Source organism: Lactiplantibacillus herbarum (assembly GCF_001039045.1).
In the GTDB taxonomy this organism is placed as follows: domain Bacteria; phylum Bacillota; class Bacilli; order Lactobacillales; family Lactobacillaceae; genus Lactiplantibacillus; species Lactiplantibacillus herbarum.
The window spans coordinates 191806-214409 of the sequence record NZ_LFEE01000001.1; the positions used below are offsets into that span (position 1 = coordinate 191806).

25 protein-coding genes and 1 riboswitch are annotated in these 22604 nt (G+C 45.9%); of the genes, 15 read left to right on the forward strand and 10 right to left on the reverse strand.

All coding sequences use genetic code 11. The annotated features are described in order from the left end of the window. Positions 1 to 48: 48 nt before the first annotated feature. Genes ACG95_RS00865 through ACG95_RS00885 form a run of 5 tightly spaced genes read right to left on the reverse strand, consistent with a single transcriptional unit; the run spans position 49 to position 3497 of the window. On the reverse strand, positions 49 to 282 hold the full coding sequence (locus ACG95_RS00865; protein ID WP_047998676.1) for a hypothetical protein: 234 nt from the start codon (positions 280 to 282) through the stop codon (positions 49 to 51). Positions 283 to 301: 19 nt separating this feature from the next. Then, positions 302 to 1033 (reverse strand): energy-coupling factor ABC transporter ATP-binding protein, encoded by a 732-nt coding sequence (locus ACG95_RS00870; protein WP_047998677.1) that lies wholly within the window; start codon positions 1031 to 1033, stop codon positions 302 to 304. A gap of 1 nt (position 1034) precedes the next feature. Beyond that, the gene (locus ACG95_RS00875) at positions 1035 to 1856 is read right to left on the reverse strand and encodes an energy-coupling factor transporter transmembrane component T (RefSeq protein ID WP_047998678.1); all 822 of its coding nucleotides are present in this window, start codon (positions 1854 to 1856) and stop codon (positions 1035 to 1037) included. After that, positions 1831 to 2817 (reverse strand): cobalt transporter CbiM, encoded by a 987-nt coding sequence (cbiM, locus tag ACG95_RS00880; RefSeq protein WP_047998679.1) that lies wholly within the window; start codon positions 2815 to 2817, stop codon positions 1831 to 1833. Before cbiM ends, ACG95_RS00875 begins: the two co-directional genes overlap by 26 nt. Before the next feature lie 14 nt (positions 2818 to 2831). After that, positions 2832 to 3497, reverse strand: a complete 666-nt coding sequence (locus ACG95_RS00885; protein ID WP_047998680.1) for a Crp/Fnr family transcriptional regulator — start codon at positions 3495 to 3497, stop codon at positions 2832 to 2834. Positions 3498 to 3749: 252 nt separating this feature from the next. On the opposite strand from ACG95_RS00885, the gene larA reads away from it, so the two are divergent. Genes larA through larE form a run of 6 tightly spaced genes read left to right on the forward strand, consistent with a single transcriptional unit; the run spans position 3750 to position 8704 of the window. Next, complete coding sequence (gene larA / locus ACG95_RS00890; protein ID WP_047998681.1) at positions 3750 to 5024, forward strand: nickel-dependent lactate racemase; 1275 nt, start codon at positions 3750 to 3752, stop codon at positions 5022 to 5024. Further along, positions 5025 to 5765 carry a nickel pincer cofactor biosynthesis protein LarB gene (gene larB, locus ACG95_RS00895; protein WP_047998682.1) on the forward strand — a complete coding sequence of 247 codons (741 nt, stop codon included), beginning with the start codon at positions 5025 to 5027 and terminating at the stop codon, positions 5763 to 5765. A gap of 38 nt (positions 5766 to 5803) precedes the next feature. Beyond that, positions 5804 to 6652, forward strand: coding sequence for a nickel pincer cofactor biosynthesis protein LarC (gene larC / locus ACG95_RS14870; RefSeq protein ID WP_047998683.1), 849 nt, complete (start codon positions 5804 to 5806; stop codon positions 6650 to 6652). Between the two features lie 38 nt (positions 6653 to 6690). Next, a complete protein-coding gene (gene larC2 / locus ACG95_RS14875; protein ID WP_047998684.1) occupies positions 6691 to 7125 on the forward strand; it encodes a nickel pincer cofactor biosynthesis protein LarC2 in 435 nt (144 codons plus the stop codon). Between the two features lie 2 nt (positions 7126 to 7127). Continuing rightward, entirely contained in the window at positions 7128 to 7844 is a 717-nt protein-coding gene (larD, locus tag ACG95_RS00910) for a D/L-lactic acid transporter LarD (RefSeq protein WP_047998685.1), read from the forward strand. Positions 7845 to 7873: 29 nt separating this feature from the next. Beyond that, positions 7874 to 8704, forward strand: coding sequence for an ATP-dependent sacrificial sulfur transferase LarE (larE, locus tag ACG95_RS00915; RefSeq protein WP_047998686.1), 831 nt, complete (start codon positions 7874 to 7876; stop codon positions 8702 to 8704). A gap of 206 nt (positions 8705 to 8910) precedes the next feature. On the opposite strand, the gene ACG95_RS00920 is transcribed toward larE, so the two are convergent. Next, positions 8911 to 9882, reverse strand: a complete 972-nt coding sequence (locus tag ACG95_RS00920; protein WP_047998687.1) for a zinc-binding dehydrogenase — start codon at positions 9880 to 9882, stop codon at positions 8911 to 8913. Positions 9883 to 10040: 158 nt separating this feature from the next. After that, a riboswitch (TPP riboswitch) is annotated at positions 10041 to 10146 on the forward strand. Positions 10147 to 10224: 78 nt separating this feature from the next. Here ACG95_RS00920 and thiM point away from each other — a divergent pair. The 3 genes from thiM to thiE are packed head-to-tail and all read left to right on the forward strand — an operon-like array spanning position 10225 to position 12510. Continuing rightward, on the forward strand, positions 10225 to 11022 hold the full coding sequence (thiM, locus tag ACG95_RS00925) for a hydroxyethylthiazole kinase (protein ID WP_047998688.1): 798 nt from the start codon (positions 10225 to 10227) through the stop codon (positions 11020 to 11022). Between the two features lie 26 nt (positions 11023 to 11048). Next, entirely contained in the window at positions 11049 to 11873 is an 825-nt protein-coding gene (thiD, locus tag ACG95_RS00930) for a bifunctional hydroxymethylpyrimidine kinase/phosphomethylpyrimidine kinase (RefSeq protein WP_047998689.1), read from the forward strand. Then, positions 11863 to 12510 carry a thiamine phosphate synthase gene (gene thiE, locus ACG95_RS00935; RefSeq protein WP_047998690.1) on the forward strand — a complete coding sequence of 216 codons (648 nt, stop codon included), beginning with the start codon at positions 11863 to 11865 and terminating at the stop codon, positions 12508 to 12510. The genes thiD and thiE overlap by 11 nt, the downstream gene beginning before the upstream one ends. A 404-nt stretch (positions 12511 to 12914) precedes the next feature. Here thiE and ACG95_RS00940 read toward each other — a convergent pair whose 3' ends face one another. Next, positions 12915 to 13373 (reverse strand): NUDIX hydrolase, encoded by a 459-nt coding sequence (locus ACG95_RS00940; protein ID WP_047998691.1) that lies wholly within the window; start codon positions 13371 to 13373, stop codon positions 12915 to 12917. 231 nt (positions 13374 to 13604) lie between these two features. Here ACG95_RS00940 and ACG95_RS00945 point away from each other — a divergent pair, with 231 nt between their 5' ends. From ACG95_RS00945 to ACG95_RS00955, 3 genes are all read left to right on the forward strand, one after another. Then, positions 13605 to 14975, forward strand: coding sequence for an amino acid permease (locus ACG95_RS00945; protein ID WP_047998692.1), 1371 nt, complete (start codon positions 13605 to 13607; stop codon positions 14973 to 14975). A 106-nt stretch (positions 14976 to 15081) separates the two neighbouring features. After that, positions 15082 to 15771 carry a hypothetical protein gene (locus tag ACG95_RS00950; RefSeq protein ID WP_047998693.1) on the forward strand — a complete coding sequence of 230 codons (690 nt, stop codon included), beginning with the start codon at positions 15082 to 15084 and terminating at the stop codon, positions 15769 to 15771. Between the two features lie 32 nt (positions 15772 to 15803). Continuing rightward, a complete protein-coding gene (locus tag ACG95_RS00955; RefSeq protein WP_047998694.1) occupies positions 15804 to 16586 on the forward strand; it encodes an alpha/beta fold hydrolase in 783 nt (260 codons plus the stop codon). 85 nt (positions 16587 to 16671) lie between these two features. Here the strand turns inward: ACG95_RS00955 and ACG95_RS00960 are convergent, their stop codons facing one another. Beyond that, positions 16672 to 19407, reverse strand: coding sequence for a cation-transporting P-type ATPase (locus tag ACG95_RS00960; protein WP_047998695.1), 2736 nt, complete (start codon positions 19405 to 19407; stop codon positions 16672 to 16674). Between the two features lie 290 nt (positions 19408 to 19697). On the opposite strand from ACG95_RS00960, the gene ACG95_RS00965 reads away from it, so the two are divergent. Further along, on the forward strand, positions 19698 to 20465 hold the full coding sequence (locus ACG95_RS00965) for a nucleoside phosphorylase (RefSeq protein WP_047998696.1): 768 nt from the start codon (positions 19698 to 19700) through the stop codon (positions 20463 to 20465). A 93-nt stretch (positions 20466 to 20558) separates the two neighbouring features. Here ACG95_RS00965 and ACG95_RS00970 read toward each other — a convergent pair whose 3' ends face one another. Next, entirely contained in the window at positions 20559 to 20753 is a 195-nt protein-coding gene (locus tag ACG95_RS00970; protein WP_047998697.1) for a PspC domain-containing protein, read from the reverse strand. Positions 20754 to 20811: 58 nt separating this feature from the next. Further along, entirely contained in the window at positions 20812 to 21414 is a 603-nt protein-coding gene (locus tag ACG95_RS00975) for an NADPH-dependent FMN reductase (RefSeq protein ID WP_047998698.1), read from the reverse strand. Positions 21415 to 21526: 112 nt separating this feature from the next. On the opposite strand from ACG95_RS00975, the gene ACG95_RS00980 reads away from it, so the two are divergent. Together ACG95_RS00980 and ACG95_RS00985 are read left to right on the forward strand one after the other, a co-directional pair. Next, the gene (locus ACG95_RS00980) at positions 21527 to 22000 is read left to right on the forward strand and encodes a MarR family winged helix-turn-helix transcriptional regulator (protein ID WP_047998699.1); all 474 of its coding nucleotides are present in this window, start codon (positions 21527 to 21529) and stop codon (positions 21998 to 22000) included. 153 nt (positions 22001 to 22153) lie between these two features. After that, the gene (locus tag ACG95_RS00985; protein WP_047998700.1) at positions 22154 to 22576 is read left to right on the forward strand and encodes an Hsp20/alpha crystallin family protein; all 423 of its coding nucleotides are present in this window, start codon (positions 22154 to 22156) and stop codon (positions 22574 to 22576) included. The last annotated feature ends 28 nt before the right edge of the window (positions 22577 to 22604 follow it).

Here is a 22604-nt window from a genome sequence, read left to right on the forward strand (position 1 = left end):
AGACTAAAAAAACGTCGATGCTGAATTTCAGCACCGACGTTTTAATTATTAAAGACGACTGTTGTAAATTAAGAAACTAATGTAACAAGTATCGCCTTCTGGTAAATCATAACCAGTGTTTTGGTTACTACCATCATTTTCATGTAAAACCATGAATTCGCCTGAACCGTAGTCTTGGTCATTCAAGTATTTTACAAGGCGTTCGTCACATTCTGATAAGCTTTTACCGGTAACAACACGCCGATTCCAACCACGATGAATGGCCCCGTTTGGATTAATCAATCTTCTCAACTCCTCTTAATTATAAAGTCATCAATTGCGCTTGACGGTCCGGCTGCTGGTTAAGATCAGCCCGCGCTAGATCAGCGTCGATTTGGTGGGTACTGTTAAAAATAATGAAACGTTCAGCAACGGCTTGGACTTGCTGGTAGTTATGGCTAGCCATGATGATGGTTTTGCCACTAGCTTGTAGCCGTTGTAGGAGGGTTAGCATTTGCTGCTGAGCGGCAATCGTTAAGCCGTTCAGCGGTTCATCTAACAGTAATACTTCAGGATTCAAAGCAAGCACGCTGGCTAAAGCCACGCGCTTTTTTTCGCCACCAGAAAGCTGGTAGGGAATCCGATCACGTAGGTCCTGACAATCTGTGAGCTCCAGGCAATCGGTGACACGTTGTTCAATGACTGCGGATGCTAATCCCAGTTGGCGGGGACCAAAGGCAATCTCTTCGGCCACTGACGTATTGAACAGTTGGACATCGGTGTTTTGAAAAACCATTCCAATCCGCTGATGTAACTGTTGACGCCGTTGTGCATCGGCTAAGTACGTGGCGGTAATCGCCTGACCGTCAAACTGGTAGTCACCAGTTGTTGGACTTGCTAAACCGCTCAGAATCCGGAGTAGGGTTGATTTGCCAGAACCATTAGGCCCCATTAAGCAAACGAACTCACCCGCGTGAATATCTAAACTGAGTTGGTCTAAACCACACGTATTAGGATAATCATAGCAAATATTTACCAATTTAAGCAATAGCATGTTAACGCCCCCAGAAAATAAATAGCATCCAAGCAACTAATGCTGGACTAAGTGCCAAGTAATCACGCCAATGATTGGAGCTGGCAATACCCCGAGAATAGTGACCGTTAAAGCCGCGTGCTTCCATGGCTGCGTATAATTCTAGCGCGTACGTATAACTCTTTAAGTATAAATTACCGAATAATGCCCCAATTAAGCGATACGGATGTTTGGTAGGCGCCACGGTCCGTAGCTCTAAGGCTTCCATTGTGAGCAACAGGTGCTGGCCTAGCATTCGGAGGTACGTCAACGCAATGGCAAGCGTCATGATGAAAATGTCAGGACAATGCAGTGCTTTTAATCCAGTCAGTAAGTCTTGAACCGATGTGGTGAAACGGTAGTACTGCGCGTTTGCCAACATTAAACTCGTTTTAAAAATGAAAAATCCTAACGTAGCTGGGCCAGCAAGCCAGTAGCTAGGCAGAACGAAGATAGCAGCAATGCCGATGCTAACTAGCCAGTGGCTCATAAATTGGCGTAACTGTTGTGGCGGTAACCAGAGCAACTGGCTTCCAAGTAGTAGGGCTAATCCCCACAGCAACACAACGTTATTAATTAGTGCAATTAGAATCACTAATGCGAGTAAACGGATCAACTTGATCTGGGGTGTAATGTGCCAGCGCTGGTCAGTCACAATGGGGGTTGGTTGAGCTAAGTGGTTCAGTAGTCCGCGCAAATGCCGCTGATTACGTTGCCAAAAGTTAACTTTTGACGGCCGTGACGGACTGGTTGTCGGATTTGATAGCCATTCAGGTAAATTAGTGGTTGATGGTGTTGGTTTCATGTTGAAGGCCTCGAATCAAAAGTAGAAAAATCAGGACGGCAGTTAACGCGGACAGGATGTAACCCATGCTGATTGGCAACCCAGCAATGTCGTAGTTACTGAACAACGCTTGAAAATGGAATCCATGGACCATGCCTCGCGGGGCACTGGTACTAACGTGTTGTTGAACCAGTCGCTGTTTGAGTTCCGTCGCGTCCCATTCACCCCAAGCGGTGTTGCTAGCTAATAGGCCGAGTGGCGAAAGTGCTGCTAATCCAAGCAGTAGTGCGATCCAAGGCCGCTGATTAGTGCGCGCGGGCACTTGGTACAGATTAGTAGGAGCCACTTTTTTGACGAATTGGAACACGAGTAACGTGAAGGCCACTTCAACCCATCCGGCAATCAGTAAGTGCGCCGTTAACATGGCAGGGACGGCAACGTTTAACCCATATGGACAGTACAATGGCGCGCCACTAGCAGTGTGAGCCAGTAGTGGTTGGAGTCCAAGTTCAATTCCGGCAACGAGGGCCGCTGTATTGATACCAACGTAGGCCCCAATTGCGAGTCCTAATTTTTCATGATGTAACTTCTGACCTAAGCGGTAACAAGCGTAGCCAACAAATGGCATGATAACCGCCATGTTGAGGGCATTGGCACCAAAAGCCAAGATTCCACCATCGCCGAATAACAGCGCTTGGAGAAGCAAGGTGACGGTTAGCGCCAAACAGGCTGCCCACGGGCCAATCAGCACCGCTAGTAGCGTTCCTCCGACCGCGTGTGCCGTAGTACCACCAGGAATGGGTAAGTTAAACATCATAATCAAAAAAGCCAATGACGCGGCAATCCCGAGCATTGGCAAGGTTTCGTGATGACGTTTAATTTGAGCTTTAACTTTAATACCAGCAACGGTCCAGATTGGGGCCATCGCTGCGATGAGTGTCCCACAGGTAGCAGGACTTAAATAATTATCCGGAATATGCACGGATGAGCACCTCACTAATTTGCGATTTGATCTAGGAGGTAGCTGACATCTTGAATAATAAACTTGTGATTTTGGACCGTGATGACACCATCGTCACGTAATTCCTTAAGCATCCGGTTAACACTACTGCGCGAGCTGATACCACAGAAGCCGGCAATGTCGTCGTTGGTGACGATAAAGTCGATTAAAATCCCTTCCTTAACTTTGCGGCCGAAGAGGTCGATCAGACTGTAAAGAAAGGCACAGATCCCACCTTTTTTGCCGTTCATGACCATTCGCTGCAACCGGAAAATGTTTTCGGAAAGTTTCTTACGATAGTAGTTCTTAACGTAGTTCTGTAGCTCAGGAGTGCTGTTAACGTACTTCCAAAAAGCGACCCGGTTAACCTGATAAAAGGTGGCGTATTCAGACTCGATCCGGACGTTGAACGGCTGATCCGTTGAACGCGAAACTTCATCGCGCAACAAGGAGATCACATCAGGCTTGGCGATGTAGGAAAGATTAAATTCCCGACCGTCTTGTAAGATGATGCTGTTCTTAATAATGCCGTCTTTTAACACGTAGGTGTAGTGTTCGGCTAGTCCATGATAAGTCAGATAGGTATGCCGTTTCTTCTTAATGGTGGGAACGTTGTGTGCTTCCAAATAACTCAGTAAATATTCAATATCAGTTAATACCATCTTAGTTTTTCAGTTCTTTCGTGAATAAATTTAGGTTGAGGGTGATGCAAATTGCGACTCTCAATACCAATCACGATAATGACACTACTCAAGCATAGCGGTTTTTGTGATTGGTACAATCGCATTTAAAGTATACATTTGTTAACTATTTTTGGGAACTTAAAATGTAGCAGACAAGCTGCGATACCACTAGTATAACAAAAGGTGCGTGTTAAAAATTAGTTTTACAGAGAAAGAGGATGCCTAATAGTCATGGTTTCAATTGATTTACCATATGACAAGCGGACAATTACGGCCGAAATTAATGATGATAATTTCGCCGGCAAATTAGTCTCACAAGCAGCAACATATCATAACAAATTATCTGAACAAGAAACGGTCGAACAATCACTGGATAATCCGATTGGAACGCCTAAATTAGAAGAATTAGCACAAGGGAAAAAGAACATTGTCATTATTAGTTCTGACCACACACGGCCAGTACCGTCACATATCATAACGCCCATTCTATTACGGCGGTTACGGTCAGTAGCACCGGATGCTCGGATTCGTATCTTGGTCGCAACTGGATTCCATCGACCATCAACTCATGAAGAACTCGTCAACAAGTACGGCGAAGAGATTGTGGCGAATGAAGAAATCGTGATGCATTTTTCAATGGATGACGATTCAATGGTTAAGATCGGCCAGCTACCTTCTGGTGGTGACTGCATTATTAATAAGGTTGCAGCGGAAGCGGACTTATTAATTTCCGAAGGTTTTATTGAATCACACTTTTTCGCCGGGTTCTCAGGTGGTCGTAAGTCAGTATTACCAGGGATTGCGTCATATAAGACGATCATGGCCAACCACTCAGGTGAATTTATCAACTCGCCTAAAGCACGGACTGGTAACTTGATGCACAATCCGATCCATAAAGACATGGTTTACGCTGCACGAACGGCTAAATTAGCTTTCATTATTAACGTTGTTTTAGACGAAGATAAAAAAATCATTGGTTCGTTTGCCGGTGATATGGAAGCTGCTCACAAGGTCGGTTGTGACTTTGTTAAGGACCTTTCGAGTGTTCCTGCAATCGATTGTGACATCGCAATTTCAACGAACGGTGGTTACCCGCTTGATCAAAATATTTATCAAGCCGTTAAGGGGATGACTGCCGCTGAAGCAACCAACAAGGAAAACGGAACGATTATTATGGTTGCTGGTGCGCGTGATGGTCACGGTGGTGATGGTTTCTACCATAATTTAGCTGATGTTGATGATCCTAAGGAATTCTTGGACCAAGCGATCAATACGCCACGTTTAAAGACGATTCCTGATCAATGGACTGCACAGATTTTTGCCCGGATCTTAGTACACCATCACGTTATCTTCGTTTCAGACTTGGTTGATCCTGCCTTGATTTCAGGGATGCACATGGAATTGGCTAAGACGTTGGATGAAGCAATGACCATGGCTTACGCTCGCGAAGGTCAAGCTGCCAAAGTAACCGTTGTTCCTGATGGTTTAGGCGTCATCGTGAAATAGATGGCAACGACAACTGAGATTCTACAACAAGTAGCAGCGGGAAAATTAAGCCCACAGTTGGCAGCAGAACAGCTTGAAAATACGCAGACGGCGGCATTGGGTTTTGCGAACGTTGACCTGAGTCGGAAGAACCGCAACGGCTTTCCTGAAGTCGTTTATGGTGCCGGTAAGACCGCTACTCAAATCGTTGGGATTGTTAACGCCTTATCGCAGCAGAGTTTACCGATCTTAACCACGCGTTTATCTACCGAAAAATTCGACGCGTTGAAGCCAGCACTACCAACTGCGGTCTATCACGAAGCGGCGCGTTGTATGACGGTTGGCGATGCACTAACCCCTAAGACGGATGATTACATGGCCATCGTTACGGCGGGAACGTCTGACTTGGCAGTAGCCGAAGAGGCGGCGATTACGGCGGAAACGTTTGGTAATCGTGTCGAACGGGTCTACGATGTCGGCGTGGCTGGGATTCACCGGTTGTTTGCCCATCTAGACATCATTCGTGGTGCTAAAGTCGTGATTGTGATTGCTGGGATGGAAGGTGCGCTAGCTAGTGTTGTTGGCGGCTTAGTTGATAAACCAGTGATTGCGGTACCGACTAGTATCGGTTATGGGACTAATTTCCAAGGGATGACGGCGTTACTAACGATGCTGAATAGCTGTGCGTCAGGAATTACCGTCGTTAATATCGATAATGGTTTTGGTGCGGCGTATTCGGCGAGTATGATCAATCAGTTATAGTTTTGTTCAGTTAGCCGAACTGAACAGTGGAGGATGAAATGCGGACACTTTATTTAGACGCTTTTTCTGGGATTAGCGGGGACATGTTTCTAGGTGCCTTGTTGGATCTGGGTCTCGATTTTGACCAATTAAAGACAGAATTAGCAAAATTACACGTTCATGGTTACGAGCTGACGTATGAGCGCGAAGCGAAGAGTAGTATTTATGGAACCAGTTTTGACGTACTAGTTGCCGGTGGTAAAGATCATGGTTTTGTGGAACACCCACATCACCATGACGATCACGAAGAGCACACCCATCAACATGCCAACGGTGAAGAACATCACCATCATGCAAGTGGCGAAGTACACCATCACCATGATGCGCGGCATCTAGCCGAGATCATTAAGTTGATCGATGACAGTGCTTTATCGGAAACGGTCAAACACCGTGCACAGGCGATTTTTACTGAAATCGCTCAGGCGGAAGCAGAAGTTCATCACATGCCACTAGCCGATGTTCATTTCCATGAAGTTGGTGCGTTGGATTCAATCGTGGATATTGTCGGCTGCTGTGTGGCACTAGAGTTAATGCAGATCGATGAGATCACGTCCTCACCATTGAGTGACGGCAGTGGCTTTATCAACGTTGCGCATGGTCAAATGCCTGTCCCCGTGCCAGCAGTAATGCAGATGCGAGTTGGGAGCAAGATTCCGATCCAACAGCGCTTAGACGTGCACACTGAATTGATTACGCCAACTGGTATGGGTCTCGTTAAGACACTAGTCCATGAATTTGGGCCATTGCCTGAGACCGAAGTGCCACTTAAGGTGGGCTACGGTTTTGGTAAACGTGATACGGGTGGTTTTAACGCGTTGCGAGCCGTTTTATTCGAAAAAAAAAACTAAGTCATCAGATTGTTAACCAGACGAAAGATGATGTCTTAATGATCGAAGCTAACTTGGACGATCAAACGGGTGAAGGCCTGGGCTATGTCATGGATCAGTTGTTAACGGCGGGGGCATACGATGTCTTCTTCACGCCGATCCAGATGAAGAAAAACCGCCCTGCCATTAAACTTACGGTATTGGGAAATCCGCAAGAACGGGCAGCTCTCACTAAGTTGATTTTAGCCGAAACGACGACGATTGGGGTTCGCTACCAGACTTGGCAACGGACGATCATGCAGCGTCATTTCGTAACAGTTGCAACGCCGTACGGCAACGTTCAAGTTAAAGTGGCGACGTATGAAGGTATTGAGAAACGCATGCCGGAGTATGCAGACTGTGCCCAACTTGCACAGCAGTTTCATATTCCGTTTAGAACGGTCTATCAAGCAGCTTTGGTAGCCGTTGAACAATTAAATAATGAGGATGATTAGATTTGTTACATCAATTGATGGCTGAATTTATGGGAACCGCCCTAATGATTATTTTTGGGGTCGGGGTTCACTGTAGTACCGTGCTGAAAGGCACGAAGTATCGTGGTTCTGGACATATCTTTGCCATTACAACGTGGGGTTTTGGGATTACAATTGCACTTTTTATTTTTGGGAATGTTTGTATCAACCCCGCAATGGTCTTGGCACAGTGTCTATTAGGGAACTTAGCTTGGAGTAGTTTTATTCCGTATTCCATTGCGGAAGTTCTTGGTGGTGTTTTTGGTTCAGTAATCGTTTGGATTATGTACGCGGACCACTTCAAGGCGTCTACGGGCGAAATTTCACCAATTACGATTCGCAATTTGTTCTGTACGGCACCAGCTGTACGTAATTTACCACGGAATTTCTTCGTTGAATTCTTCGACACGTTTATCTTTATTTCTGGAATCTTAGCGATCTCAGAAGTTAAAACGCCCGGAATCGTGCCAATTGGCGTCGGACTCTTAGTCTGGGCCATCGGGATGGGGTTAGGCGGTCCAACTGGATTCGCCATGAACCTTGCTCGTGACATGGGACCCCGGATTGCGCACGCAATCTTACCAATCGCTAACAAGGCTGAAAGCGATTGGCAGTACGGGATTATCGTCCCAGGGATTGCACCATTCGTTGGCGCAGCTTGTGCGGCCTTATTCATGCACGGATTTTTTGGAATCAACTAAATTAATCATATAGAAGAAGGATATTAAAAATGGCAACTTTAGCAGCAAAAAAAGCAGAATTAACCACGTTATTAACTGGATTACAAAAGGTAACCGTCGCATTCTCTGGTGGGATTGACAGTACGTTAGTTTTGAAAATGGCACTCAACGTCTTAGGTCGCGACAACGTGACTGCCGTCGTTGCTAACTCAGAATTATTTACGGACGAAGAATTCGATAAGGCCGTTAGCTTGGCTGAAGAATTAGGCGCAACGGTTCAAACGACGATGTTAGATTATTTGAGTGACGAACACATCGAAAATAACACCGCTGATAGCTGGTACTATGCTAAAAAGATGTTCTATACGCGTTTGAACGAAATGGCAGCCGCAAATGGTAGTGCTGCTGTCCTTGATGGAATGATCAAGAATGACGAAAACGATTATCGTCCAGGTTTGAAGGCCCGGACTGAAGCCGGTGCCCGTAGTTTGTTGCAAGAAGCTGACTTCTTCAAGACGGATGTACGTGCGCTTGCTCAAGAGTTAGGCTTAACGAACTGGAACAAGGTTGCTTCTTGTTCCGTATCATCACGTTTCCCATACGGAACGACGTTGACTCACGAAAACATTGCCCAAGTGATGGCTGCTGAAAAATACTTACGGAGCTTAGGTTTCCCAACGGTACGAGTACGTTTCCATCACGAAATTGCACGGATCGAATTGCCAGAAGCCCGTATCGGCGACTTCTTGGTCTTCAATGACCGGGTCAACCGTGAATTACAATCACTTGGTTTCCGTTACGTCACCCTTGATTTAGGTGGTTTCCGGAGTGGTCGGATGAACGATACGTTGACGAAGCAACAGTTGGCAACATTTGCGTAAAGTTTAGTAGAGTGGGCCAAGAGCCGGGTAGTTGCTGAGCATAGCCTAGGAAGGCCGATGATTGCGCACTTGGCAATCGTTGGACTTCCGTAGCTAAGCGGAAGCAACTGGCTCTTGGCGCACGTTTCGGCAATAAATCGTCAACATACACAAAAACAGCGAGCCGGGGGATTATTCCTCCAACTCGCTGTTTTGCTATTTATAGCTTAATCGAAAGTCACCACGAGCTTGCCAGTAACCTGACTAGCCTGTAACTGTTGTAGACCGTCAATCAGCTGGTCACGCCGCAAGACCTGATTGATCAGCGGATCAACCTTACCCGCTGCGATGAGGGCAAGTAAGGCGGTTGCCATGGTGCCAAGGTCAGCGATTTGGGCAGGATTGCCACTGCGGTGTGCGCCGCCTAAGTCTAAATCGCTGATGGTGATGGCACGGTCAGTTTGAAAGTTAGCAGGCGTGTCGAGTACACAGACTAATTGGCCATTGTAGGCTAGCCGTGGTAAGTCAGCGTCAGGATGACCAACCGTGTTGATAATCAGATCAACACCTTGGCCGTGTGTGAGTTCTTGGATGCGTGCGGTGACGTCCTCATGGTGATAGTCGAGTTGGGCGTCGGGGTGCAACGGTGACACAAAGTCCTGTTTACCCTGAGAAACGGTCGTGAAAACCGTTTTGCCAGCTGCTTTAGCGAGTTGAATTGCCATACTACCGACACCGCCCGCACCAGCATGAATTAAGACGGTTTGTGCGGCATTCAGGTTGGCTTTGCGAAGCAGTGCTTGGTAAGCGGTCAAACCGGCGCAGAGGCTAGCTGCGGCAGTCTCAAAGCTGACAATGTCTGGGATTCGCGCAAGTGCTGCGGCAGGTAAGCTGACGTATTCCGCAAACGTGCCGTTATGTGCGAGATTCGCGTGACCGCAGATCCGTTCACCGGGCTGGAAATCAGTGACGTCAGCGCCAACTGCTTCGACGATTCCGGCCGTATCAAGACCGAGCGTATGGGGATATTGCCAAGCAGCATCACCGTTAAGCACTAACTTGAAGTCAACCGGATTTAAACCGACTGCTTGAGTCTTAATCATAACTTCGTTGGGTGCAAGGGGTGGCATGGGACGTTCTTGCCATGTTAATTGATCAAGGGTCTTGGCAGATGAATTAGGAACGACTAGGGCTTGCATAGATGACCACTCTTTTCTAAAGGTTGATTTAGTTTTAATTATACCCGTCTAGCCACATTTTATTTGTAATAAAGCGTTAATCGATACGGTTAATGTGTTGTCGGAATAATTGACGTTAGCGGTTACACTCGTTAAACTAGGAATAACAACTGAATATTTTTAAACACTAGGGGTGTCCATAGATGGACTGAGATAGCGCTGGGCGCACTGATCCCTTTGAACCTGTAAGCTCAAACTTGCGTAGGAAAGTGTTGTTGCGCATCACTAGCGACCACTGGATCAATGTAGGCTGATCAGTGGTCGTTTTTTTGTTTTGCCGGATGAACTAAGGGGGATATTGAGATGGAACTACAATTATTAGCCGCATTACGGAAAAAACAACCAATCGTGTTGAATCTAGCTAACTTTGTCACCGTTCAAGATGTTGCCAACGGGTTGAATGCGCTGGGGGCATCACCCATTATGTCAGCAGAAATCGAGGAGGCCGAAGCGCTTGTCCAGATTGCGGATGCGGTTTGCCTGAACTTAGGAACACTGACAACGCAACAAGTAGAACAAATGCGAGCAGTTGGAAAATTTGCTAATCAGTATCACAAGCCAGTGGTGTTTGATCCAGTAGCAGTAGGTGCTGTGCCCTATCGAAAACGAGTGGCGCTTGATTTATTAAAGTCGTTTCAAGTGGACGTACTGCGCGGAAATGCGGGCGAAATTGCGACCCTTGCTGATATGGAGTGGCAGGCTAAGGGGATTGATGCCGGGAGCGGTCAGGGCGATGTGGTTGAAATTGCTAAAGCGTGTGCACAAAAGTTTGACTGTTGTGTTGTCTTGTCAGGGCCAACTGATGTGATTACGGACGGTCAGCAGGTTATTAAAATTTCCAATGGTAGCCCGTTGTTCCAGCTACACGTTGGCTCTGGTGATCTACTGTCGAGTATCGTTGCGGCATTTACGGCGGTGAGCACGTCAAATTATTATCAAGCAGCGCAAGTCGCTTGCCTAGTACTTGCGGCCGCGGGCGAGTTGGTCGATAGTCAGTTAACGGCACCACGACCGGCCACTTTTGCAGTTGATTTGATTGATCGCCTCAGTCTGATTACGATTGACGAAATTCAGACGGTTGCTAAAGTCATCAAAGGGTAGACTCCACAGAAAGGGAGGTTTAAAAGATGAATGAATTTCCACAAGTTGCAACGATTGCCGGTACGGATAGTGGTGGCGGCGCTGGCGTAATGGCTGATCTAAAAACGATGCAGGCACGACATGTTTTTGGTACGGCAGTCGTGGTAGCCGTTACGGCCCAAAATACCTTGGGTGTCCAAGACTTTATGGCGATGCCGACACAGTTAATTGACGAGCAGTTTGCATCGCTAGCAGCCGATTTTAAAATTCGGGCTTGTAAAACAGGCATGCTGGCGGATGCTGAGCACGTTCACACGGTTGTGAAAAATTTGAAACGCGTCGATTTTGGACCACTAACGGTCGATCCAGTCATGATTGCAAAGGGCGGTGCGCCCTTATTGGCTGAAGATGCGATTCAAACGGTTCGTGACGAACTGATCCCATTGGCAACGGTGGTAACGCCTAATTTGCCCGAGGCGGAACGATTGACCGGCCAATCAATTACTAGTAATGATGATATGGTGGCTGCAGGTCATGCCTTACAGGATTTGGGTGCCAAAAACGTGATTATTAAAGGTGGTCACGAGACCGATCCTGAGTCTGCTAATGATTTTGTGTTATTGGCAGATGGGACGTCCTTCTGGTTGTCAGCACCGCGAGTTGATACGGTGCGAACGCATGGAACTGGTGATACATTATCGGCTTGTATCACGGCTGAACTGGCAAAAGGTCAGTCGAGGATGAATGCTATTAAGACGGCTAAGGCGTATGTTGCGGGGACAATTAAGGCGTCGATTCAAGTCGGTCACGGACATGGGCCTTTGAATCATTGGGCGGCTTTGAGTAACGAGGTGACGACGAATGACGCTTAGTTTTAATCCTAACCAATTACGGGCCTACTTTGTTTGTGGAACGCAAGACGTCCCCCAACAAGACTTACTAGCAGTTGTGCAAACAGCGTTGGATGCTGGAATCACAGCGTTTCAGTATCGAGATAAGGGTACTAGTCGATTGACAGCGACGGAACGCTTGGAACTAGGACAACAGATACGTGAACGTTGTGCGATTGCAGGGGTCCCATTTATTGTGGATGATGATGTTGAATTAGCCTTAGAACTAGGTGCAGATGGAATTCACGTTGGTCAACAGGACGATTATGTGACTCAAGTGATTCAGCGCGTTGCTGGTCGCATGTTTGTGGGGTTATCATGTTCCACGTTGGCTGAGGTTCAGCTAGCAAATCAAATTGAGGGGATTGCTTACTTGGGTAGTGGCCCTATTTTTCCAACAACGTCTAAGGATGATGCGGATCCGGTTGTGGGATTAGATGGGTTGCATCAGTTAGTAGTTGCCTCCGATCGACCAATCGTGGCAATCGGTGGTATTACTGAGACTGAATTGACGGCGATTGCGGCTACTGGTGCGGCAGGATCTGCTGTGATTACAATGTTAACGCAGAGTGATGATATGCGGCAAACTGTAGCGGGAATGTTAGTAGCTACGGATTAAGTAGGGCTCACCTGGCTGTTGTTAAGGAGCTTGGAAGTACGCAAGGGTTTTACGCAGTTAGTTGTGTGGCATGAAATGTTTCACGTGAAACATCTAAACTAAATTAGAATCGGCCGATTATTTGATAATACTGTTTGGTTAGCTGAACATAATTATCTGGAGTGTAGTTCGATTGTGCTAATAATTCGAGAGGCGCTTTGGAATATGAGTACCTTGTTTCGGCTGAGCTAGCTCTGACGACAAACGGAACGGTATTAAGTTGTGTTTATTAGTGAGTATCTACAATCAACGTCTGCCTGTAGAAGGTTAGAAAGTTTCAGAAAAAATAAATCTAACTATTTTGACTGATTAGTCAAAATATAAAGAGCGGCTAAATCTCATGATTTAGCTGCTCTTTATATTAATTAATGTGACTGTAAATATTTTTGTCCCGCTTGAATCATGTCAGCGGTTTGCTGGTTGAGTAAGGGTGGTAAATTGTCGAAATCAAAGTAATCCAATTTGAGCGTTTCATCCGAGGCACTAGTGAGAGCTTGGCCACCAATTGCTTTGACTAAAAATAGTGCACTGATTGTCTGAGCGATGTCGCCATTGGGGTAAGCTGTTTCGCCTTGGTCAAAGATAGCAATTTGATCAACGATTTCAACATCAATGCCACTGTCTTCTTTATATTCACGAACACAAGCTTTAGCATAGGTTTCACCGTATTCTAAGTAACCGCCTGGCAGACTCCAGTTATGGGTATCTGCTCGTAAGTTAAGCAAGACTTGCTGTTTATCGTTGACTAAGATACCGCCAGATGTATTTAGGATAATCGGTTTGTGACCAACTAAAGCTCGAATCTCTTTAATATAATTTGCCATGGAAAAACCTCTTTTCGAATTTGCTAACCTTATTATACGCATAATTAGGAAGAAAGTTGCTTGCGTTGATTAATTTCTATGTAAGGGGTATCTGGCCTATCAAGGCGCGCTTCGCACCAATTCTCAATAGTGAAACCAGTTTGCGTCGTTGCCCGTTTTTAGCTAAGATAAAGGCTATATACTGTTAAGTGACAGTGAATGATCTTTGAATTAATGAAAAGAGAGTAAGTTATGCAAAGAAAATTAAGTACGGGCCAGATGCAAATGATTGCACTGGGTGGCACGATTGGGGTCGGTCTCTTCATGGGATCGAGCTCAACAATCAAGTGGACCGGACCGTCAGTGCTAATTGCTTACATCGTATCAGGGGCCTTTTTATACCTGATTATGCGAGCTTTGGGTGAAATGCTGTACGTTGACCCAAATACCGGTTCCTTTGCCAAGTTTGCTTCCGAGTACATTCACCCGGTATTCGGATATTTAACGGCTTGGAGTAACATCTTCCAATTCGTAGTGGTCGGCATGAGTGAAATGATCGCGCTGGGCGGCTATTGTCGTTACTGGTGGCCGAACTTGCCGGACTGGGTGCCAGGATTGATTGCAATCGGGTTCCTATGTGCGGCCAATCTGATTTCGGTTAAGATGTTTGGAACCTTGGAAACCTGGTTCTCACTCATCAAAGTTGTGACGATTATCTTAATGATTATTGCCGGTTTAGGTTTGATTCTCTTTGGTTTTGGTAATCATGGCCAAGCCATCGGGATCAGTAACTTATGGACGCACGGTGGCTTCTTTACGGGTGGTGTCAAAGGCTTTGTGTTTGCACTAGCCATTGTGTTGGCCTCCTATCAAGGGATTGAATTGATAGGGGTCACAGCCGGTGAAGCTGAAAATCCACAGAGTACGATCGTTAAGGCCATTCGGTCAACGGTTGCACGGATTCTCATTTTTTACGTAGGGGCCATCTTCGTGATTGTCAGCATTTATCCATGGAACCAACTGAGCCAGATTGGGTCACCGTTTGTCCAAACTTTCGCTAAGATTGGGATTACGGCCGCTGCGTCGATCATCAACTTTGTAGTTATTACGGCGTCACTTTCCGGGACTAACTCGGGGATTTACAGTGCTAGTCGGATGACCTACACGTTAGCTGAAAATCAGCAGTTACCTAAGAAAATGACGTTGTTAAATCGTCATGGGGTTCCATTCTATTCCGTAATTGCGATTTCAACGGGTATCCTTATCGGAGTGGTGCTCAACGTAGTACTACCGATGTTCTTTACCAGTGCGAGTGAGATTTTCGTAATGGTCTATAGCTCAAGTGTACTTCCTGGGATGGTGCCATGGGTCGTTATTTTGATCAGTCAGATTGCCTTTCGTAAGCAAAATGCTGATAAGATGGTCAACCATCCATTCAAAATGCCATTTTCACCATATTCCAACTACCTAACGTTGGCTTTTCTAGCGTTGACGTTGGTATTCATGTTCATTAATCCGGAAACGCGCTACTCGATTTTAGTCGGGGTGGTCTTCCTATTGATTATGACAGTGGTTTACTTCCGCAAGTTTGCGGGTAAGGGTAAGAAATCAGCTACAAAATAGATTAAGTCTTGCAAAGAAGTACTTACCAATTTGGTAAGTACTTTTATTTTGGTCGTTTGTTGCGGTAAAATCATAGTTAATTATGATTTGAGAGAGCGGTGGCAGGATGGTTAAACAGGGACAGTACGCGAAAGCTAGTAAACAAAAAAAGATCCGGCAGCTTAAACAGCGACACCAAGTTCATCAGGATCGGGTGATTGCAACGACTGCGGTCGGCGAATTTTTACAAGTTCGTTACCATTTAACGCAAGCAGCCCGACAACGGCTCGCGACGCGCCAAACGATGGCACGATGGAGCGCACAGTGGGTAGATCAGGCACAAGCCGTATCGGGGTCAACTTGGTCGGAAACAGCGCTAACGAAACAGACCTTACAAGCATTTAATCGGCAATTGCCATGGCAAGGTTATGCGTTGATAGATCGCGAGTTTGACCAGTGGCAGGCCTTTCTAACCAAAGAAGCCCCAGCTGTACCGTTAGAAGAACGGGTCAATTTGATTGAACGTTTAACGCCGGCAACGTGGCAGCAATTATTGACCGAACAGTTGGCGGTCAATGCCTTACTTGGAATGGCTCGCGATGCTAAAGCGTTAGTACAGATCTCCAGTGAACAAGTTATGGCACTACAAGCCGGCCTTCAGACAGACAACGTAATTGACTGGGCTAAGGTGGCCAGTCTATTAAATCCGGCAGTAATGGCGACTGATCCGGTAGCTACGGATGAGTTAGATTCAAAGACGCAAGCGTGGCTAACGCGATTAAATAAGTTAACCGTACAGGATTTTACTGTTAAGTAGGTGGCAAGAACAGTCAAAAGGGGTGTAGCGTAATGCGGTTTATGACGTCAGATCATGTTAGTTTGGATTATACGGATGAAGGCGACGGCCAACCAATTGTTATTTTGACGGGATTTGGTGGCTCGAAGGAAATCTGGCACGCACAGATTCCTGTTCTGATAGCAGCCGGGTACCGCGTCATTAATTTGGATGGCCGCTGCCAAGGCTTGTCAGAGCACACGGTCAAGGGATTACGGATGAGTCGGCGGGCGATTGATGCACATGAATTAATCGAAAGTTTACATCTAACGAAGCCAATTCTGCTAGGAAATTCGATGGGCGCTGCGACTTGGTTTGCTTACGTGTCACTCTATGGTGATAGCGAAATTAAGGCGCTGATCGATGTCGATCAGTCACCTAAGATGGTTAATACGCGTGATTGGTCATACGGCTTCAAACAGATTCAGTGGTCCGATTTTCCAGACTATTTCCGGATGCCATTAGGGCGATCAACATACAAGTATGTTGATGATGAGACTTACGCACGGGTCAAGGCAGTGGAAGCACAGGCGCCGTTTGATCGACAGTTGATGTTCCCCTTGTTAGTTAATCATGCGGTTCAGGATTGGCGCGACGTGGTGGCTCAATTAACGGTCCCATTTCTAATCATTGCGGGTGCGCAATCGCCGTTCTTTAACCCCGAGTTCGCTACAGTGACTGCTACGATGGCTAAAAACGGACACAGCGTTATTGTCCCTGATGCTGGGCATATTGTGATGGCGGAGCAGTCGGCGGCGTTTAACGCTGTGCTGATGCGATTCTTGGGGACGTGTTGAGGTTTCACGTGAAACATTAATTCAGTAAATAGAAAAATGCCTCACCAACAAATAAAAGTTGGTGAGGCATTTTTTGTAATCTTAACTAATTAAGTGCGTCCGATTTTTCCAACGCTCGGAAACGGATGAACTTACCAATCTCTGTAACAATCAAGACAACGATCCCGCACAAGATTGGAATTCCCCAGCCATACATGAAGTTGATGCTAGTCGTGTGGAACACTGACTGCATGAACGGTAGGTAGATAATCCCAAGTTGTAAGAGAATCAGGATCCCGATGATGTAGAACGCCATTCTGTTTTGGAAGAAGTACTTGGAAATAACCGGGTGGTCGTTTCGCAAGTTGAAGAGGTAGAAGATCTTACCAAAGATAATGATATTCAGTGTCATCGTGCTACCGACAACGTTTGGCAAACCTAACGCAGTCAAGTAGTCGTAAGCCAAGATCCCTAAACCTGAAATCAGGAGGGAGACGTAGCCAATCTCAAAGTAATCAAGTTTGGATAACAATCCCGCCTTAACGTTACGTGGTCCCCGTGACATGATCCCGGCCTCGGGTGGCTCGAAAATGAAGGCGAACTGGATGGTTAAAGCTGAAACCATGTTGATCCAGAGCAATTGAGTTGGGTAGAGTGGCAAATCGTGACCCATCAGGATACTGATGATGACGACTAGCCCTTCCGCAAAACTAGTTGGTAGTAAGAAACGGATCGTTTTACGGATGTTATCGAAGACGTGTCGGCCTTCGCGAACGGCAGCAACGATATCAGCGAAATCATCGTCAGCTAAGACCATATCAGCGGATTCCTTAGCGACTTCGGTACCCTTGATCCCCATGGCAACCCCAATATCGGCTTGCTTCAAGGCGGGCGCATCGTTGACCCCGTCACCAGTCATTGAAACGACGTGATTGTTAGCTTGTTGTGCGCGAACAATTCGTAGTTTGTTTTCAGGTGTTGCACGGGCAAACACGTTGTAGTCATCGATATGTTCGTTTAACTGTTGGTCATCCATCGCATCGATTTCAGGACCAGTGATGGCCTTGACATCGGCTGCCAAGTTAAGCTTGTTGGCAATCGCCATGGCAGTATCAGGGTGGTCCCCAGTAATCATCTTAACTTGCACACCGGCTTGGCGTAATTCAGCGATTGCGTCGGCAGCTTCTTCCCGTGGTGGGTCGATGATTCCGACTAAACCGGCCAAATGAAGGCCACTGATTGCTTGTGCATCAATATCAGTCATCGTATCGGGAACGACTTGGTAGGCTAAGGCAACGACTCGTAAGCCGTCTGCGGTTAAGTCTGCCATGGCATTGTCCCAGTAGCTCGTCTGGTTAGCTTGATCAGTTAGACGGAGAATGGTTGCAGGTGATCCCTTAACCATTAAAAGTCGTTGACCGTCGAGATCAGCTAGTCGAGCTGAGAAACGGAAGGCTGAATCGAATGGTAACGAATCGATCTCGGCAACTTCTGGATCGTGCCCAGTCATTTTCCGATAAAGAGTTGTTAAGGCCCCATCGGTTGGTTCACCAGTCAGTTCCCAACGGTTGTTTTCAAAGTGTAGTTCAGCATCCGTGGTTTGACCCGCAATGTTCACGAGCCATTCCATGTTTTGATCGTGATGCCAATCAACTCTTTGGCCATCTAGTTTTAAATGACCGTCAAAGTTAACGTCACCGTTATCATCATAGCCGACCCCGGTCACATCAAAGATATGATCCGGCGTAACGACTTTGGTAACGGTCATTTCATTTTTAGTTAAGGTCCCAGTCTTATCGGTGTTAACGATGTCGACGGCACCAAGTGTTTCAACAGCGGGCAATGATTTAACGATGACATTTTTCTTCGTCATTTGACGAGTCCCCATCGCTAATACGACGGACGTACTAGCAGGCAACCCTTCTGGCATTGAACCGACGACCATTGTAATAACGGCGATTAGTAACGTTGGCAAACTGTAGGTGTCTACTAACATACCCAATAGGAAGAGAAGTACGGCAGCGACCACGATCGCAATGGATAAACCAAACCCAAGTGAGTTTAGATTACGCATCAGTGGGGTGGTCGTTTCCTTAACGTCGCTAACTGATTGCTGGATATGACCAATCTCAGTATCTTCGGCGGTTGCCGTGACGATCCCCATTGCGGAACCACTAGTGACGGCAGTCGAAGCGTAGACCATGTTCTTACGGTCAGCCAAGGCTAAGGTCGTTTCAGTCATGGGTTCTTCTTGTTTTTCAATGGGGTTCGTTTCACCCGTTAAGATCGATTCTTGAACGTTGAAGTTATCCGCAGAGATTAAACGCATGTCGGCGGGAACGGCATCACCTGCTTCGAGGTTAACCAGGTCACCAACGACTAATTCACGGGCATCAATTTCAAGTTTCTTGCCGTCACGAATGACGAAGTTTTTAGATACCAGCATTTCACGAATGCGTTCTAGGGCGTTACCAGCTTGACGTTCCTGGATGTAACCGATAATGGCGTTAGCGATGATCACTAAGCCGATAACGATTGAATCTGAGTAATGGTGCATGAAGAAGGTCAGGATGGCTGCAGCCGCTAGAATATAGATAATACTGTTATTGAACTGCTTGATGAATTGGACGAACCGAGAAGTACGCTTGGTCTCCAGTTCGTTGCGGCCGTCATGTTGTAGGCGGTCGGCAGCTTCAGTTGCGCTCAATCCCTTTTCAGGATCGGTGGCGTACTTAGTGGCTAAAGCTGATTCATCAAGCTGCCATAAGTTATCTGCATCGGGAGGGTTCTTGGAGTCATTTTGCTCCTGGTTGGGAAATTGCTGATTATTGTTATCTGTCATTAAAAAATCTGCTCCTTTTAAATTGTATTATTACCGATTAGGTTCTCTAAAGTCTTGCCGCCGATTGCGGATTACGTGGGACAATTTCGCCACATCCTTTCTTGCTTATAACTATCATATAAATTATATTATATACGAATCGTTAGCATAATTACTATGTAAAATACCCGACAATTAAATTACTAATTATTACGTTGGTTGCAATAATATATCAGATTTTAGGTAGCTTGTCGTTAAAAAGGTGCTAATACTAACATTCTGATAGTACAGATAAGGAAGGGGTAATTGCTATGTCGCAAGAATTAACTTTATTACAGTATGACTCAGACCCTAATGCAGTCGTTAATCCCGGGGTTACGGACCGCTTTGTGATCCCAGCTAAACTGCTTTATATATTTACGGGTGATGACAACTTTCAAGCGTTTATTGAGCAGTATGAGGGGCAGCAGTTAGGTCATTTTGATACAGTAACCAAGGTGAGCTGGGTCTACCAAATTCAGTATCACGGTCAAACGCTGGCTGTCGCGCAGGCACCATTAGGAGCGCCAGCCGCCACAATGTATTTAGAAACGCTGATTGATTTTGGTGCTCACAGCATTATCGCAGTTGGTAGTTGTGGAGCGTTGACGGAACTTGCCGAAAATCAGCTGTTAATTCCAACCGCGGCATTGCGGGATGAAGGGACGTCGTTTCATTATTTACCGGCAGCTGATGGGGTCACGTTAAATGCTGAAGTTGTAACCACGATGAAGGCCACGTTGACGGCCGCTGGGATAGACTGGCAGGCGGTAAAGACATGGACGACGGATGCCTTTTTCCGTGAAACGGTCACGAAGGTTCAAAGTGTTCGTACCATGGGCTGTCAGGTCGTGGAAATGGAGTGTGCTGCCCTGGCAGCCTGTGCCGCTTTTCGACAGGTGAAGTTTGGACAGCTGTTGTATACTGCCGACTCCTTAGCACAACTAGCACAGCATGATCCTCGTCACTGGGGTAGTGAAGGGATTGCTGCTACGATTGAGCTGGCTGCAACTTGCCTAGTGAATGTAGATAAGAACTAGCTGATAATAATCCTTACTACCTAAAAAGAGGCTGTGACATAAGTCATGGCCTCTTGCTGTATTCTGAATGTTACATTAGGTAAAAACATGCGCTTATGCTTCGCTAGGATCTTTCATGAGTAACCAGAGAACTAAGTAAGCGATGATCCCTGGAAACATGGGTGTGACTGCCAACACGATGAATAGCAGACGTGTAACGTTAGCATTCCAGTTATAATGTTCCGCAAGGCCACCAAGGACGCCTGCGAAAACACGGTTACTTGCAGAACGACGAATATTAATTTTCATAGTTATACCCCCTTATAAATCTACCTATATTATAAAAGGATTTACCTTGAAATGCTATTTAAACGGTTGGAAAAGGGTTGGCTGTTAGTACATCAGTGTAATAGGTGATTTCAGTCAGTGCTTGCTGAAGTGCTCGTTGATAGCGTGCCTGTAGTGGGGCTTCACTGATGAACTGGCCATCTGCTTGCAACGTTTGTGGGACGTTTCCGACTGGCGTAGGCTTAGGTAACACAACCATGCCAAGTCGTTGCAATACTGGGACCAAAGAAGCAGCGCCAAATTGTCCACCACGCATGTTGTCAGAGTAAGACATTAATTTCACAGGTTTTCGCTGACCTTCAAAGGCTAGAAAGTCCAAAGCGTTTTTCAGAACGGCGGGCATCGCATGGTTATATTCGGGCGTTAAAATAACGTAGCCGTCCGCGGCCGCCATATCCGTCAACCAGCGTTGTTGGTTAGCGGGTAACTGACGATCTGGATTGGCCATCGGTGGTAAGGGTTCGTCAAAAAATGGTAGCTGGTAATCGGCTAAATCTAAAAAGGTAAATTGAGTAGTTGTGTTGGGTGTTAGTTGATTAATTGTTAGCTTTAAGTGATTGAAGAGTGCACGGCCGTTGGATTGGGGCCGGGTACTTCCTAAGATAATAGCAATGGTAGACATAATTAAGTCCTCCGTAATTTTTATTGATTCATATGAATACAAAATGTTATTATAGACGTACTAATTCAGATACGCAAGTATTTATTCACATGAATAAAAAAGAGGTGTAACCATGGCAAAGATCGTAATCAATCAGTTAATGGATGAATTAAATCAATTCATCACCCAAGATAGTGTTGATGATCAAGAAAAACGGTGGGCGATGCGGCAGACAACGGATGTCCAGTTACAGGCGACGATTAAGCAATTAACGACCACGGATATTAAGTTAATTGCTTACCTAGGTCAGCTAGGGGCGTGTCACGCTAAGGACCTTCCTGAACCGACGGGCTTGTCGCAAGCAACGGTTTCACGCGGGTTGACGAAACTAGCACGATTAGAGCTGGCGACTAAGTTTCGTGACTTAAATAATAATAAAGAGGTCTTGGTGAGATTAACCACTACTGGTCAAACGGTTGCTGATCTACATACGCAACTCGATGAAGCAATTGCGGTACAAGCGCAGAGCATTGTGGATGATTATTCAGAGGAAGAGCTAGCCCGATTTGTAACGTTGATGCGTCGAATTCGTGAGATTGAAATTTGATTATTTAGCACTCGCTATATACGAGTGCTAAATAATTGCATTCTAAAAAGATGGTGCTAAGATATTAGTCGAAGGTCAGGAAAGGTCAAATGAATATTTGAATTACTGACCAGCTTCAATAACCAATTAAAATTTTGAAAGGGGATTGTTAGTATGACTAATACTTTAATGAATCGGAATGCTTATGGGATGTTAGATCCATTTGAACGGATGGCACGTTCTTTGTGGGAACCAATGGAAAGCTTGGATCAAGTGCTGAAGACGGATATCAATGAAACGGATGATCAATATCAAGTTAAAGTTGATGTACCCGGAATCGATAAGCAGGACGTCAAATTAGATTATCGCGATAACACGTTGTCGATTAAGGTTCAAAAAGACAGCTTTGAAGATCATGAGGATCAAGACCAAAATGTGGTTATGAATGAACGTCGTACTGGCACGTTACAACGTCAGTATGCATTACCAAACATTGCGGCGGATAAGATTACCGCGGTACAAGCTGACGGTGTCTTAACGATTACCCTACCTAAGACTCAACCAAGTAATGATGATGGTCAAATTGAAATTCAGTAATCAACAAATGAAAATGGTGCCGCAGATA